This is a genomic window from Amycolatopsis sp. NPDC089917, assembly GCF_040684635.1.
Classification (GTDB): Bacteria; Actinomycetota; Actinomycetes; order Mycobacteriales; family Pseudonocardiaceae; genus Amycolatopsis.
Genome location: NZ_JBFBGL010000001.1, coordinates 124399 through 137603, shown reverse-complemented (window position 1 = coordinate 137603; position 13205 = coordinate 124399). Strand labels below are relative to the sequence as shown.

Here is a 13205-nt window from a genome sequence, read left to right as displayed (position 1 = left end):
GAACCGTTGCCACGACAGGAGTTGATGACCATGGCCGGGAAGGTCGTGCACTTCGAGATCCCCTTCGAGGACGGCGAACGCGCACGCGAGTTCTACCGCGAGGTCTTCGGCTGGAAGACCGACATCCCGCCGGGGATGGACTACACGATGGTCGCCTCGGGGCCGACCGTCGACACCGGCATGCCCGCGGAGCCGGGCTTCATCAACGGCGGGATGCTGGACAAGAAGTTCAGCCCCGCGTCCGGCCCGGTGATCGTGATCGAGGTCGACAGCATCGACGACACGCTCGCGGTCATCGAGAAACAAGGTGGTTCGACCCTCGTCGGCCGGACCGCGGTCGGCGACATGGGCTTCTCCGCCTACTTCAAGGACCCGGAGGGCAACGTCACCGGCATCTGGGAGACGGCGAGCCGGGACTGACCACCAGGGCCCGTGACCGGCGCGGTCACGGGCCCTGCGGCCCCCGGTAGGGCAACGTCTGGTTGTAGACGATGTTGGTGTTCGTGCTCCCGAACAACGCGAGCTCGTTGACGATCTCCTCCAGCCGCCCCATCGACGGCGCCGCGATCTTCAGCGAATAGCAGTCGTCCCCGGTCGTCCGGAGACATTCGAGGATCTCGGTCCGCTCGGCCAGGAGCTTGTGCAGCGGCGAGTGCTTGCTGCCCGGGTACTTCAGCCGCACCACCGCGAGCACCACGTACCCGGCCTTCTCCAGGTCGACCTCGGCGCGGTAACCGGTGATCACCCCGGCCGACTCCAGCCGTTTGACCCGTTCCGTCGTCGCCGACGCGCTCAGGCTGACCCGCTTTCCCAGCTCGGTGAGCGGAAGCCGCCCGTCCTTCTGGAGCTCGACCAGGATCGCCCAGTCCGTCGCGTCGAGAGTCTCGGCCATCGGGCCAGAATACCGGCAGATCCACGGCCGGAAGGCCGCTATGCCGGGAAAGATCCCTTCCCGGTTTTCGACCGCGCCGATAGCCTTGACCTGTGCGAATAGGTGTCAACGTCCCGAATTTCGGACCGGGGACCGACCCCGGGATCCTCCGCGGCTGGGCCACCACGGTCGAAGGCCTCGGCTACGACCTGCTCATGGTGTCCGACCACGTCGCCGTCACCCCCGACGTCGCCGAGCAGTACCCGGCGCCGTTCTACGAACCGTTCACGACCCTGTCGTGGCTCGCCGGCGTGACGAGCCGGATCCGGCTGGGCACCACCGTGCTCATCGTCCCGTACCGGCATCCCCTGCTGATCGCCCGCATGGCCGCGAACCTCAACCAGCTCAGCGGCGGACGGCTCGTGCTCGGTGTCGCGTCCGGCTGGGCCCGCCAGGAGTTCGAAGCGCTCGACGTCCCGTTCGAGAAACGCGGCCGCCTGACCGACAGCCACCTCGACGCCGTCCGGAAGGCCTGGTCGGACGACGCCGACTACCGCGCCGGCGACATCCCGATCTGGGTCGGCGGCAACAGCGACGCCGGGATCCGCCGCGCCGTCCGGGTCGGCGACGCCTGGCACCCGCTGCGGACCACGCTCCCCTGGCTCACCGAAGCACTCACCAGGGTCAAGACCATCGCCGACGCCCACGATAGACCCGCCCCCGCCTTCACCCCGCGGATCCTGCTGGACGTCACCACGAGCCCGGTCACCGATCCCGGCCGCCTCGCCGGGCACGGCACGATCGAGCAGATCGTCGACGACCTCGACCGGCTCCGTCACCTGGGCGCCGACACGGTCGTGCTCGACCCGTTCTCCGGTGATCCCGAAGAGACCCTCCGACCGGAAGCCGCGTGGCAAGCTTTGGCGACCGTCGCCGCCCACTGGGAACTGGGCCGATACCGAACCGAACAGGACTCGAAATGACCGAAGAAGACGAGAAGTTCCTCCGCCGTGCCATCGAGCTCGCCGCGAAGTCCCGCGCCGACGGCGACCCGCCCTTCGGCTCGCTGCTCGTCGGCCCCGACGGCACGGTGCTGGCCGAGGACCACAACACCACGGTGTCGCAATCGGACATCAGCCTGCACCCGGAGCTGAAACTCGCCGTGTGGGCCGCGCGCGAACTGGAGCCCGCCGCCTCGGCGGAGACGACGATGTACACCAGCTGCCAGCCGTGCGGGATGTGCCAGGGCGCCATCGAACGCTCCGGCCTGGGACGGGTCGTGTTCGCCCTTTCCGGCGAACAGGTCAACGCCCTCAAGCCGCCCGCGACCGGGCCCGGCGTGCGGTTGGAAGGGCCGGCGTTGTACGACGAGGCCCGTGTCCCGGTCGCCGGGTACTACACCTGAGAACCGGCGAAACGAAGTTCCGGCGGGGGCCGGACGGCTTCACGCGCGCCGCCGTCAGAACCGGACCTGACCGAGCTGGGACTTGGTCGCCCCGATCACGACACCGTCGACCCGCGCGAGCCAGCTCCCGCACAGGCACCGGACGTACTCCAGCCTGCCCTGCGAGACCCGCTGGGACTTCGTCGTGCTTCCGGGCAGTTCCGCCAGTGGCCAACCGCACCGCGGGCACAGATTCGATTCCATACTTCGATCGTGCTGTAATGGGTCAATGCACTTCAACCCTTACGGCGGAGCCGCGGCACAGATCGCCGCCGACCTGATCAACCACGGCGACAATGCCGACTCCGCCACCCTGACCACGATCTTCAAGGACCGCATGACCATCGCCGCCGTGGAGGACCGCGAAGCGACCGAGATCAACACCTGGACCACCAGGCTCAGGAAAGTCTTCGAAGCCGACCCCACCGCACGCGTCGACCTCGTCAACGCGCTGCTGCGCGACTCCGCGTCCAAGCCCTACATCTCCACCCACGACGGCAAAGCACCACACCTGCACTACGTCGACGCCGAAGCCGGCACCGTCCCCCGGGTCCGGGCCTACACCGCGGGCGGACTCGCACACCTCGTCTGCGACGCCCCAGACCGCTTCGGCGTCTGCTCACGCGAAGGATGCCAAACGGTCTACGTCGACATCTCCCGCAACGGACGCCGCAGATTCTGCTCCACCCGCTGCGCCACCAGGGTCCACGTCGCCGACCACCGCACCAGGCAAGCGAGCTAGATCGCGTACCGCCACGCCGTCAGGGCATGCGCCGAGAACCACGCGCCCAGCACCACCCACGCCACCGCGGCCGCCACCGCCGTGACCGTCCGCCGCTTCGACAACCCGATCGCGATCGGGATCAGCACCGGGAAAGCAGGCAGGATGAACCGGATCTTCGCGTCCGGCAACCCCCGCGTACCGATCGCCAGCAGCAACACCCCGGCGCCGTACAACGTCAGCGGCCACGGCACCCGGACGAACACCGCCACCACGGCCAACGCGACCGCACCCAGCAACAACAGCACCGTCAGCGTGCTGAACACCGACTCGTCACCGGCCAACCGCGTCACCACCGAATCCGCGGTCTCCACCCCGAAGTCGAACTCGGTGTTCCAACCCCGCAACTCGATGTCCTGCCAGCCGGCCAAACTCCCCGTGCGGTACGCGACGAACCCCAGATACCCCACCACGCCGAGCGGCGCGATCACCGCACCCGCCAACGCCCACCGGCGCTTCTCGGCACGCCGGAAGAACGCGATCAACGTCGCCACGACCACCACCGCGACCAGCACCACCGCCGTCGACCTCGACAACCCCGCCCCGAACGCGCACGACCCGGCCATCAACCAGCGCCGCTCCAGCACACCCACCAGCGCCCACACCGCGAACGCGCAGAACACCGCCTCGGTGTAGGCCATCGAGAACACGATCGCCATCGGCGCCCCGGCCCACAACGCCACCAGCAGCAACCCGGTCCGGTCACCCCGATCCGGCGACACCGCCCGCCCGATCCGGATCAACCCGCACGCCAGCACCAGCCCGCCCAGCACCGACACCACCAGCGCCGCGGTGACGACGTCGAACCCGAACCACATCACCGCACCGACGAGCTTCGGATACAGCGGGAAGAACGCCATCGGCGCGTCCGAATACGGCTGCCTCGCCGCGTCCAAGGTCCCCGGCAGATCGGCGTAACCGTGCACCGCCAGCCGCAAATACCACTGCCCGTCCCACGCGGTCAGCCGATCGGCCAACGTCGTACCGCGGCGCGCGGCCAGCAGATCGAGCAACTGCACACTCGCCGTGCGGATCACGAGATAGAGCAGGATCGCCCTCGGATAAGGCGACCGCGCCAGCCTGTCGAGGACTCTCTCGAACACACCCGCCGCACGCCCCCGCCGGGGCGCGGTTTCGGGAACGGCGGGCTGATCGAGGTCGTCGACTTCACGGAGCACGCTCAGAGTGTCCACAATACGAAGTCATCTCGCCGTTCGATCTCGAAGATTCGCAGGACCGGGCACGTGGGAAAGGCCACAAACCGGGCTTGTGACCCCACCTCGATCTTGTGTTTCCCAGCCCCCGCCCCCGGCTCCTACCGTCGGAAACATGAGCGAACAGAACCTCAAGGACACGGTCGCGGTCATCGCCGGCGGTGCCAAGAACCTCGGCGGACTCCTCGCCACCACGTTGGGCGAAGCAGGCGCCAAGGTCGTCGTCCACTACCACGGAGACGCCTCCGCAGCCGACGCCGAGAAGACCGTCGAAGCCGTCCGAGGCTCGGGCTCCGAAGCCATCGCCGTCCAAGGCGACCTGACCCGGGTGGCCGACGTCCGCCGTCTCTTCGACACCGCCGTCGACACCTTCGGCGGCGCCGACATCGCCGTCAACACCACCGGCATGGTCCTGCGCAAACCTATCCTCGAAACCACCGAAGAGGACTACGACCGCATGTTCGCGGTCAACGCCAAAGCCGCCTACTTCTTCATCCAGGAAGCCGGCCGTCGCCTCGCCGACAACGGCAAGATCATCAGCCTCGGCACCTCACTCCTGGCGGCCTTCACCGACGGCTACGCCACCTACGCCGGAGGCAAAGCCCCGCTGGAGCACTTCACCAGGGCCGCCGCCAAGGAGTTCGCCGACCGCGGCATCTCGGTCAACGTCGTCGCACCCGGCCCGATGGACACCCCGTTCTTCTACCCGCAGGAAACACCCGAGCGGGTCGAGTTCCACAAGTCGCAGGCCAAGGGCGGACGACTCACCAAGATCGAGGACATCGTGCCGATCATCCGCTTCCTCGCCACCGACGGCGGCTGGTTCACCGGCCAGACCCTGTTCCCGAACGGCGGCTACACCACACGCTGACCTCTACGCTGATCAGGACGCCGTAGACCGAACACGAAGGGGAACACCGGGGTGGGCCTGGACCTGTACAAGCTGAACCACCTCATCGCCGTCGCCGAAGAAGGCAGCTTCACCCGCGCGGCGACCCGGCTGCACCTGAGCCAGCAGGCGCTGTCGACCTCGGTGCGCACGCTCGAGCGGGAAGTCGGCGTCCCCCTGCTCGAGCGCAGCGCCACCGGGGTCACCGTCCTCCCCGCCGGACAGGCCCTGATCGACGACGCCCACCTCCTCCACGGCATCGCCGACTCCGCCGTCCAACGCGCCCGGCGCATCGGCCGCAGCGAACCGGAACGACTCCGTATCGGCCACACCCCCGCCGTCACCGGGGACGAAGTCACCGCGCTGCTGCGCGAACACCAGACCGACCCCGCGCTGATCGTCGACGTCAACCAGCGCTACCCCGACGAACTCGTCGCCCAGCTGGTCGGCGGCCATCTCGACCTCGGCCTCGGCCGCGCGCTGACCCTCGCGCACGGTCTGGTCGGCACCACGTTGATCCGGCAGCGGCTCAACGTCGCCGTCGCGGCGGGCCACCGCCTGGCCGGACGCGACGATCTCACGCTGAGCGATCTCGACGGCGAGGAGATCACCGTCTGGGGGCATCCCGGCAGGTCCGGCTACACCGATCTGTTGGTCAACCTCTGCCGCGACGCGGGTTTCGAGCCCCGCGTCCGTCGCAACCCGATCCAGGGAACCCCACCGGTCACCGCGGCGATCGACAGCGTCGCCTTCGTGACGGCGCCGCCCGGGCCGGCCGCGGGCGGCGCCGTCCAGGTGATGGAGCTCCGGCCGGAGGTGCACGTGCCGCTTCAAGCGCTCTGGCCGCAGCATGGCGCTTCCGACGCCCGCCAAGCGTTTCTGGCTTCGGTCCAGGGGTTTTAGCAGCGAAGGCGAGCACCCCGCACCGATGCTCCACAACACGCGGCCTTCGCCTTTCCTCTCAACAGAACCGGCCTTGCCACTCACGAGGCGTCGCCGGTCCGCCGGTCGTGGTGGTCCAGCAGCTTCGCGAGCAGCTCGGCGAACTGCTCCCGCTCGTCGGCCGACAACGGCGCCAGCAGTTCGTCCTGACGCTCGGCCAGCTGCCTTTCCAGCTTTCGCAGCTGCCGCTTGCCCGCGGTGGTCAGCGAGATGACGTTACGCCGCCGATCGGCCGGGTCCGGGGCGCGCTCGACCAGGTCGCGCTCGGCGAGCTCGTTGATCGTCGCGACCATCTCGCTGACGTGGACGCCGCTGCGGCGGCCCAGAGCCGCCTGGCTGGCGGGCCCGGACTCGGCCAACGTCGCCAGCACCCGGAAGTGGTAGCCGCGAGCGTCGACGGCGGAGAACCCGTCGGTCACCAGGCGATGCGCGTGGTTCGCGGCCTGAGTCAGCAGCCAGCTGGGCAGCCGTCGCCACTCGGCGCGCTGCTCTTGCGGGGAGTTCTCCATGTGACGAGTCTAACGAATCGTTCGGCGACTCAACGATTGCGCTATCGTTAGGCAGCCAAACGTTTAGTCGCCAAACGACCCGTTGGAGCCGACACCGTGATCAAGCCCTTCCACATCGACATCCCCCAAGCCGACCTCGATGACCTCGACGACCGGCTGTCCCGCACCCGCTGGCCGAACGAGGTCGCCGACGCGGGCTGGGACTACGGGTTCCCGCTGGCAAGACTCAGAGAACTGGCCGAACACTGGCGCACCGGATACGACTGGCGCGCCCACGAAGCCGAACTCAACGAGCTTCCGCACTTCACGACCGAGATCGAAGGCCAGAACATCCACTTCGTCCACGTCCGGTCCGCCGACCCGGACGCGCTCGCGCTGATCCTCACCCACGGCTGGCCCGGTTCGTTCCTGGAATTCCTCGACGTGATCGAGCCGCTGTCCCATGACTTCCACCTGGTGATCCCGTCCATCCCGGGCTATGGCTTCTCCGGCCCCACCCACGAACGCGGCTGGAGCATCGACCGGATCGCCCGCACCTGGGCCGAACTGATGCGCCGCCTCGGCTACGAGCGCTATGGAGCACAGGGCGGCGACTTCGGTTCGGGCATCTCGATGGCACTCGGCGCGGTGGCACCGAAACAGATCGTCGGAGTGCACGTGAACTACCTGCCGACCCGGCCGGCCCCGGACGCCGGCGTCGAACTGTCCGAAGAGGACGAAGCCCGGCTGGACAAGGTGCGCCACCTCATGGCGAATCGTCCGCCGTACCAGGCACTGCTGGCCACCGCCCCGCAGACGATCGGTTACGCACTGACCGACTCGCCGGTCGGTCAGCTGGCCTGGATCGCCGAACGCTTCGCGCAGTGGACGGACCCTCGTTCGCCGGTCGGCGACGACCGTATGCTCACCGACGTTTCGCTGTATTGGCTGACCGCCACCGCGGCGTCGTCCGCGCGGCTGCACCACGACGCCCCGCGAGGAAGCGCACCTTGCCGCGTACCACTCGGCGTGGCGGTGTTCCCGCACGACATCACCCAGTCGGTGCGCCCGCTGGCCGAGCGGCTCTACGACATCAGGCACTGGTCGGAGTTCGACCGAGGCGGCCACTTCGCCGCGATGGAAGTACCGGATCTACTCGCCGGGGACATCCGAACGTTCTTCTCGACTCTTCTCAAGTAGCGACGTATCTGCTCCGCTCTTGGCGGGTTCTTCTACTTGCTTGGCATGGTTTTTAAGCCACACCGGCGGTATAGGCCGTTATACATCTTGAAGGGTCGGAGCAGGCAGATGAGTCCAGCGACTACGAGCACGATCAAGTAGGCGTTGCCGACGATCGCCTCCACGAAGGTCCAGTCACGCTCGGCGCCACCCTCGCCCGGGACCACGGCGACCGTCCACCCCGTGAACAGGACGGCGATCACCACCGCTCCCCTGCGGCGTCCACTGGCGACGAGCCAGCCGAGTGCCGGCACCACCCACACCCAATGGTGCGTCCAGGAGATCGGGCTCAGCAGCAGGGAACATCCGGCCGTCACCAGCAGCGCGGCGCGTTCGTCACCGGCACGGTCGAGCCGGTGCACGAGCCACATCCCCAGTGCCGCGAAGACCACGCTGAACGTCACGATCGCCACCGTGGCGGACGTCCCGTCGGGAATCGTCCGCTGGACGAAGGCTTGCCATGACTGGTTTCCCACCCAGCCCTTCGTCGCGGCGAAGTGGCTGTTGAGGATCGCCGAGGTCCAGTACCGCACCGAGTCACCCGGCAGGACGACCATCGCGAACGCCGTCACTCCGAGAAAGGTCGCCAGCGCCCGGGCGGCGTCGGCGAACCTCCGCACGACCAGGAGGTGGACGATGAAGATCAGCGGGATCAGCTTGATCGCCGCGACGATCCCGATCGCGATTCCGCGCCACCGCGAATCCCTCAGCAGGAACATGTCGGCCACCACGGCGGCCATCAGCACGAGGTTGACCTGTCCGAGTCCGATGGTCTGCCACACCGGCTGCAACGCGAACGCGCCGAGTAACAGAAGCGGGAGGTGCGCTCGATCGGCGAAGGGCCGAAGCGCGACGTAGAGGGAGGGTGCGGCGGCCAGGGCGAGCAGTCCCCAGCACAGCTGGGTCGGCAGCGCGGTCAACGACGTGAAGAGCAACGCGGCGAACGGCGGGTAGGTGAACGGCAGGTCCAGTGCCCAGTCGGGGAGCTCGTGCAGCGGTGAATAGAGGCTTTCCCCTCTGAGCACGGCGAACCCGCCCGCCCGGTAGACCGCCGAATCGATGCCGAGAGGCGTATCCGAAATCCACCAGACGAGCGCGACCGCGACGAGCACGGTCATCGCCCAGGCCACGACCGGCATCGGTTTCGGGCGTAGCTCTTTCGACCACTTCATGGGGAAACGATCTCGGGAACCGGACCGGGAAACATCGCCCTGGGGACCGGTTTCGGCGTCGCTACCCCGGTAGCGGATCCAGCGGGTACCCCTACCCCGGTATCAGGACGTGGTGCCCGGCACGACGAGCCCCGCCTCGTACGCGACCATGACCGCTTGTGCGCGATCACGCACCCCGAGTTTCGCGAAAACCCTGCTGACATGGGATTTCGCCGTCTGTTCGGCGATCACCAGCGCTTGGGCGATCTCGGCGTTGGACAGGCCGCGTGCGATCAGCCGGAGCACCTCGGTCTCCCGGGCGGTCAAGTCGGCCACGAGCGAAGGACCCGCGTGCGAGGACTCGTGGAGACGGGTGAACTCGCCGATCAGCCGCCGGGTGATCGTGGGCGCGAAGAGCGCGTTACCCGAGGAGACCACCCTGACCGCGGTCACCAGGTCGTCCAACGGGGAGTCCTTCAGCAGGAACCCGCTGGCACCGGCCCGCAGCCCGCCGAACACGTACTCGTCGATGTCGAAAGTGGTCAGGATCAGCACGCGGACCTCTTGCGCCCCGTCCACGATCCGCCGGGTCGCCTCGATACCGTCGAGTTCGGGCATGCGCACGTCCATCAGCACGACGTCCGGCCGGAGTTCGGCGCACAGTGCGACGGCGGTGGTGCCGTCAGCGGCTTCGCCGACCACGCGCATGTCCGGTTGCGCGTCGAGCACCGCGCGGAAACTCTGCCTGACCATGGTCTGGTCGTCGGCGATGACCACCGAGATCACGGTTCCGGCTGCCCTTCACGATCGAGTGAAACGGTCAGGGCGACCAGGAAACCACCATCCGGTCTCTCCCCCACTTCAAGATCCGCCGCGAGCATAGCGGCCCGCTCCCGCATGCCGACCAAGCCGTGCCCGCCACCCGCCTGGTCCGTCCTCTTCGGACTGTCGCCGGGGCCGTTCTCGATGGCCAGCCGGACGGATTCCCGTCCGGCCGCGAGTTCGACCGAGATCGACGCACCGGGCGCGTGCTGGATCGCGTTGCTCAGCGCCTCCTGCGCGATCCGATACACCGAGAGCGCGACTCCGACCGGGACAGCGTCGAGGTCGCCACGCAGATCGAGCTCGCACGCGGTGCCGGCGGCTTGGACCCCTTCCACGAGTTCGACCACCCTGCCCAGGCCCGGCTGCGGCGCGACCAGCAGCGCCTGGTCCTCGGAGCGGAGCACGCCGAGCAGCCTGCGCAATTCGGTCAAGCCTTCACGGGCGGTTCCGGCGAGATCGGCGAACTCCTGCCAGATCTCGGCGTCACGCCCCTCCTTGTCCGGATCGGCGAAGCGGAATCGGGCCGAGTCCGCCCGGAGCGCGAGAACGGACATGTGGTGGGCGACGACGTCGTGCAGTTCCCGCGCGATCCCCGCACGTTCCTCCAGGAGAGCCGCCCGTGCCTCCTCGGCGAGCCGGCGTTCCTGTTGCGCCCTGCGTTCTTCTTCGGCGAGCCTGCGCTGGCGAACCGTGTTGCCGAGGAAGAACGCGATTCCACCCAGCATCACGAGCAGTGCGGCGTCGCGCCAGTCCCGGACGAACGGCGCCGCTGCGGCGAACGAGATCAGCCCCGCCCAGGTCAATTCCGCCTGATCGTTGCTCTCCCCCACGAGGTAGAAGACGAGCGCCGCCGTGAGCGCGAGGCCTGGCGCCCAGTGCCAGCCCCACGCGCCGGCGATACCGGGCAAGGTCAGCGGCGTGGTGACGATGCCGATGATCAGGACGCGCCAGCCCCACAGCGGCGAGCGCACCGCGATCAGGGAGGGCAGCACGGAGACGAGCACGTTGAAAGTCTTCGCCGTCGGCGACACCGAAACGGTCGAGAACGTGACGAAGCCCGACCAGAAGCTCCAGCCGACGATCGTGAGAGCGCGCAGCCAGCGCAACCCCGCCGAACGCTTCGGCGGGGCGTCGGTTCCGGTGAATGCCGTGTAGCGCAGGGCATCCCACCACACCCGCAGGCGTTGTCGGCCGATCATCAGGCGTCACCCTACCTTCAGATCGACTAACCCTGCGTAGTCGACACCGCTCGTGGCACCGAGTGCCAGTGTTCGCCTACTTCCCGTTCAGGGCGGCGTTCACCTTGGCGATGACGGAGTGCAGGGGCGTCGCCGTGGTCATCACGGCCACCACCGTGGTCTCCTCGGCCACCGCGCGTTCGGCCCGGAAAGCGTCAATGACCAGCGCGAAGGCCTCCGCCGCACTGGCGCCGATGTCGTCCTGCCCGCCGCTGCGAAGCCAGCGCCGGAGCACGTGGTTGTTCGCGGCCGCGATCGCCGCGGCGGCCACGTCCGCTCGCAGGCTCGCCGTCTCGTCGCCCTGGTCCGCGAACCGCGCCCGCAGGTAGCGTGCCAGCACGCGCTGGTAGCGATCGACGGTCGCGACCTCCTTGTCCCGCAACGAAGGCACCGTCCGCGTCAGCGTGAACCGCTTGAGCGAAACGTCGAGTTCGGCGGCATACGAGTCGAGGACCAGACCGACGGCGGCGCACGCAGTCTCCACTGGATCACGCTCCGGGTCCGCCTCGGCGAAGGCCTCCTCCATCTCCGCCACGATCTCGTCGTGGTTGGCGAAGAGCACCTCGTCCTTGGAGTCGAAGTACCGGAAGAACGTGCGCCGACCCACCCCGGCGGCGGCCGCGATCTCGTCCACCGTGGTCGCTTCGTATCCCTTGGCCACGAACAGGTCCACGGCCGCGGCGGCGAGCGCGCGACGCAGGCGGCGCCTGCCCGCGGGCGTCGCCCCGGCTCTGGTCACCGGCGCTCGGCGCGGCGAATCGGTCATGGCGGGACGGTAGCACCAGACTTGCTAGTGACACTGAGTGCCGTTACGCTGAGGAGGACTCCCCACCCCGCCGTTCGGAAGGCGCCGACGATGTCGCTGGACCAGCAAGTGCTTCCGGACGAGTCCCTCTCGTCCCGGGATTCGATCCGCCCCCGCGGCGACGCCTTCTACGGCCGGCTTTTCGGCTGGTCGCTGAAATGGCGTGGCTCCCAGCCGTTCCTGGTCCTGGGGAACGGGATCTGCGCGGTGACCCTGCCCAAGATCCACGGCAACCAGGTCCTCACCCGGCTCGCCGAGACCGGCTGCGAAGGCCCCGCCATGACCGTGCTGACCCAGCAGGGCCCGCGCGTCGCCATCCTCGCGGAGACCGACGGGCTGATCCCACCTCGGATCTCCCTGCCCCGGTACGTCGAGGTGCTCGCCTGGGGTGCGCTGCTCCCCCTGCCCGCCGACTCCGGACGCGTCGAGGCCCATGCGGAATGGCTCGTGGAACCGGATCCCCGGCAGCGGTGGCTTCCCAGCCTCGACGCGGTCCTCGCGGGCGTCCGGTCCAGGTAGCGCTCGCGGTTCAGGCCGCCACCGATGCCTGAGCCGAAACGAGCAGGGCTCCACCGTCCGATTCGGACAGGGTGATCTCGAGGGTCGCGCCTTCGGCCAGCGGCGGAAGGTCGGACAACGTCACGCGGCCGATCAGCCGTTGCCCTCGGCGTGCGCTCGCCGATCCGGAACGGCGGACTTCGATCCCCGAGCGGCACCAGACGCGAACCGTGCCCGACGGCACCGTCCGGCCACGCCACCGGCTTCCGCACCAGGCCGCGAGCGCGGCGCCCGCGGTGTTGCACAGGACGTCGTCCAGCGAGCCGACCCGGCCGGCGCCCTGCCAGACCTGGAGGCATTCGATCGACACGGACACCGCGAACGCCGAGAGGACGATCCGCGCCACCGGCTTCGCCCAGCCGAAGCGCACCGGCAGCAGCGCCGCGAGCGGTGTCAGCAGGAAGACGTTGCCCGCCAACTGAACCAGGGCGACGTCCGGCTGGTCGCTGAAGACAGGCAGGACGTCCGCCAGCAGATGAAGGCTCACCGAAGAGCCACGAGCGGCCGTCGGCGCCGGCACGAAGACGACCAGCAGTACCGCGAAAAGGGAAGCCAGCAAAGCGAAATCCAGCGCGACAACGGACGGACGACGTCGCTTTCCGTGTAGCCGCGCCATGAACTCGACGGTGCCCGCACCGGCCGCGGCGGCGAGCAGCGACCACGGTGCGGCATCGGAGAATGCCTGCCACCACCATCCCATGCACTCCCCTTTCGCCGATGATCGTCTTCGGCGAGGGTGGCAGCATCGTGAAGGCCAGAC

Annotated in this window: 17 protein-coding genes; 8 read left to right on the top strand and 9 right to left on the bottom strand. The window is 68.6% G+C overall.

Annotated elements, in window-relative coordinates; translation table 11 throughout:
* Positions 1 to 24 precede the first annotated feature (24 nt).
* Positions 25 to 420 carry a VOC family protein gene (locus tag AB0N89_RS00750; RefSeq protein ID WP_364198748.1) on the top strand — a complete coding sequence of 132 codons (396 nt, stop codon included), beginning with the start codon at positions 25 to 27 and terminating at the stop codon, positions 418 to 420.
* A gap of 25 nt (positions 421 to 445) precedes the next feature.
* Here AB0N89_RS00750 and AB0N89_RS00745 read toward each other — a convergent pair whose 3' ends face one another.
* The gene (locus tag AB0N89_RS00745) at positions 446 to 892 is read right to left on the bottom strand and encodes an Lrp/AsnC family transcriptional regulator (RefSeq protein WP_364198746.1); all 447 of its coding nucleotides are present in this window, start codon (positions 890 to 892) and stop codon (positions 446 to 448) included.
* A gap of 92 nt (positions 893 to 984) precedes the next feature.
* On the opposite strand from AB0N89_RS00745, the gene AB0N89_RS00740 reads away from it, so the two are divergent.
* Positions 985 to 1854: an LLM class flavin-dependent oxidoreductase gene (locus AB0N89_RS00740; RefSeq protein WP_364198744.1), complete on the top strand. Its 870-nt coding sequence runs from the start codon at positions 985 to 987 to the stop codon at positions 1852 to 1854.
* Complete coding sequence (locus AB0N89_RS00735) at positions 1851 to 2276, top strand: nucleoside deaminase (RefSeq protein ID WP_364198742.1); 426 nt, start codon at positions 1851 to 1853, stop codon at positions 2274 to 2276. The genes AB0N89_RS00740 and AB0N89_RS00735 overlap by 4 nt, the downstream gene beginning before the upstream one ends.
* Before the next feature lie 54 nt (positions 2277 to 2330).
* On the opposite strand, the gene AB0N89_RS00730 is transcribed toward AB0N89_RS00735, so the two are convergent.
* Positions 2331 to 2519, bottom strand: coding sequence for a hypothetical protein (locus AB0N89_RS00730; protein ID WP_364198740.1), 189 nt, complete (start codon positions 2517 to 2519; stop codon positions 2331 to 2333).
* 25 nt (positions 2520 to 2544) lie between these two features.
* Between AB0N89_RS00730 and AB0N89_RS00725 the strand changes: the two genes are divergently transcribed.
* On the top strand, positions 2545 to 3057 hold the full coding sequence (locus AB0N89_RS00725; protein WP_364198738.1) for a CGNR zinc finger domain-containing protein: 513 nt from the start codon (positions 2545 to 2547) through the stop codon (positions 3055 to 3057).
* Here the strand turns inward: AB0N89_RS00725 and AB0N89_RS00720 are convergent.
* A complete protein-coding gene (locus tag AB0N89_RS00720; protein WP_364198736.1) occupies positions 3054 to 4274 on the bottom strand; it encodes a hypothetical protein in 1221 nt (406 codons plus the stop codon). The two genes, AB0N89_RS00725 and AB0N89_RS00720, sit on opposite strands and share 4 nt — an antisense overlap.
* Positions 4275 to 4425: 151 nt before the next feature.
* Here AB0N89_RS00720 and AB0N89_RS00715 point away from each other — a divergent pair, with 151 nt between their 5' ends.
* Positions 4426 to 5181: an SDR family oxidoreductase gene (locus AB0N89_RS00715; RefSeq protein WP_364198734.1), complete on the top strand. Its 756-nt coding sequence runs from the start codon at positions 4426 to 4428 to the stop codon at positions 5179 to 5181.
* A gap of 51 nt (positions 5182 to 5232) precedes the next feature.
* On the top strand, positions 5233 to 6102 hold the full coding sequence (locus tag AB0N89_RS00710) for a LysR family transcriptional regulator (RefSeq protein WP_364198732.1): 870 nt from the start codon (positions 5233 to 5235) through the stop codon (positions 6100 to 6102).
* Positions 6103 to 6182: 80 nt separating this feature from the next.
* Here AB0N89_RS00710 and AB0N89_RS00705 read toward each other — a convergent pair whose 3' ends face one another.
* Complete coding sequence (locus AB0N89_RS00705; protein ID WP_364198730.1) at positions 6183 to 6650, bottom strand: MarR family transcriptional regulator; 468 nt, start codon at positions 6648 to 6650, stop codon at positions 6183 to 6185.
* A 96-nt stretch (positions 6651 to 6746) separates the two neighbouring features.
* Between AB0N89_RS00705 and AB0N89_RS00700 the strand changes: the two genes are divergently transcribed.
* Positions 6747 to 7829 carry an epoxide hydrolase family protein gene (locus tag AB0N89_RS00700; protein ID WP_364198728.1) on the top strand — a complete coding sequence of 361 codons (1083 nt, stop codon included), beginning with the start codon at positions 6747 to 6749 and terminating at the stop codon, positions 7827 to 7829.
* A 32-nt stretch (positions 7830 to 7861) separates the two neighbouring features.
* Here the strand turns inward: AB0N89_RS00700 and AB0N89_RS00695 are convergent, their stop codons facing one another.
* The 4 genes from AB0N89_RS00695 to AB0N89_RS00680 all read right to left on the bottom strand — a co-directional run bounded on the left by AB0N89_RS00695 (position 7862) and on the right by AB0N89_RS00680 (position 11848).
* Positions 7862 to 9040 carry a glycosyltransferase 87 family protein gene (locus tag AB0N89_RS00695; protein ID WP_364198726.1) on the bottom strand — a complete coding sequence of 393 codons (1179 nt, stop codon included), beginning with the start codon at positions 9038 to 9040 and terminating at the stop codon, positions 7862 to 7864.
* Positions 9041 to 9142: 102 nt separating this feature from the next.
* Positions 9143 to 9805 (bottom strand): response regulator transcription factor, encoded by a 663-nt coding sequence (locus AB0N89_RS00690; protein WP_364198724.1) that lies wholly within the window; start codon positions 9803 to 9805, stop codon positions 9143 to 9145.
* A complete protein-coding gene (locus AB0N89_RS00685) occupies positions 9802 to 11043 on the bottom strand; it encodes a histidine kinase (protein WP_364198721.1) in 1242 nt (413 codons plus the stop codon). The genes AB0N89_RS00690 and AB0N89_RS00685 overlap by 4 nt, the downstream gene beginning before the upstream one ends.
* A 76-nt stretch (positions 11044 to 11119) precedes the next feature.
* Positions 11120 to 11848, bottom strand: a complete 729-nt coding sequence (locus AB0N89_RS00680) for a TetR family transcriptional regulator (protein WP_364198718.1) — start codon at positions 11846 to 11848, stop codon at positions 11120 to 11122.
* Positions 11849 to 11938: 90 nt separating this feature from the next.
* Here AB0N89_RS00680 and AB0N89_RS00675 point away from each other — a divergent pair, with 90 nt between their 5' ends.
* Positions 11939 to 12406: a glycogen operon protein GlgX gene (locus tag AB0N89_RS00675; RefSeq protein ID WP_364198715.1), complete on the top strand. Its 468-nt coding sequence runs from the start codon at positions 11939 to 11941 to the stop codon at positions 12404 to 12406.
* A gap of 10 nt (positions 12407 to 12416) precedes the next feature.
* Here AB0N89_RS00675 and AB0N89_RS00670 read toward each other — a convergent pair whose 3' ends face one another.
* Complete coding sequence (locus AB0N89_RS00670) at positions 12417 to 13145, bottom strand: VanZ family protein (RefSeq protein ID WP_364198712.1); 729 nt, start codon at positions 13143 to 13145, stop codon at positions 12417 to 12419.
* Positions 13146 to 13205 lie beyond the last annotated feature (60 nt).

Excerpts from the sequence above, each read along its gene's own strand:
- AB0N89_RS00715 (WP_364198734.1), top strand. The coding sequence starts at position 4,426 with ATGAGCGAACAGAACCTCAAGGACACGGTCGCGGTCATCGCCGGCGGT.
- AB0N89_RS00675 (WP_364198715.1), top strand. The coding sequence starts at position 11,939 with ATGTCGCTGGACCAGCAAGTGCTTCCGGACGAGTCCCTCTCGTCCCGG.
- AB0N89_RS00670 (WP_364198712.1), bottom strand. The coding sequence starts at position 13,145 with ATGGGATGGTGGTGGCAGGCATTCTCCGATGCCGCACCGTGGTCGCTG.
- AB0N89_RS00730 (WP_364198740.1), bottom strand. The coding sequence starts at position 2,519 with ATGGAATCGAATCTGTGCCCGCGGTGCGGTTGGCCACTGGCGGAACTG.
- AB0N89_RS00680 (WP_364198718.1), bottom strand. The coding sequence starts at position 11,848 with ATGACCGATTCGCCGCGCCGAGCGCCGGTGACCAGAGCCGGGGCGACG.
- AB0N89_RS00695 (WP_364198726.1), bottom strand. The coding sequence starts at position 9,040 with ATGAAGTGGTCGAAAGAGCTACGCCCGAAACCGATGCCGGTCGTGGCC.
- AB0N89_RS00705 (WP_364198730.1), bottom strand. The coding sequence starts at position 6,650 with ATGGAGAACTCCCCGCAAGAGCAGCGCGCCGAGTGGCGACGGCTGCCC.
- AB0N89_RS00745 (WP_364198746.1), bottom strand. The coding sequence starts at position 892 with ATGGCCGAGACTCTCGACGCGACGGACTGGGCGATCCTGGTCGAGCTC.
- AB0N89_RS00685 (WP_364198721.1), bottom strand. The coding sequence starts at position 11,043 with ATGATCGGCCGACAACGCCTGCGGGTGTGGTGGGATGCCCTGCGCTAC.
- AB0N89_RS00750 (WP_364198748.1), top strand. The coding sequence starts at position 25 with ATGACCATGGCCGGGAAGGTCGTGCACTTCGAGATCCCCTTCGAGGAC.
- AB0N89_RS00725 (WP_364198738.1), top strand. The coding sequence starts at position 2,545 with ATGCACTTCAACCCTTACGGCGGAGCCGCGGCACAGATCGCCGCCGAC.
- AB0N89_RS00735 (WP_364198742.1), top strand. The coding sequence starts at position 1,851 with ATGACCGAAGAAGACGAGAAGTTCCTCCGCCGTGCCATCGAGCTCGCC.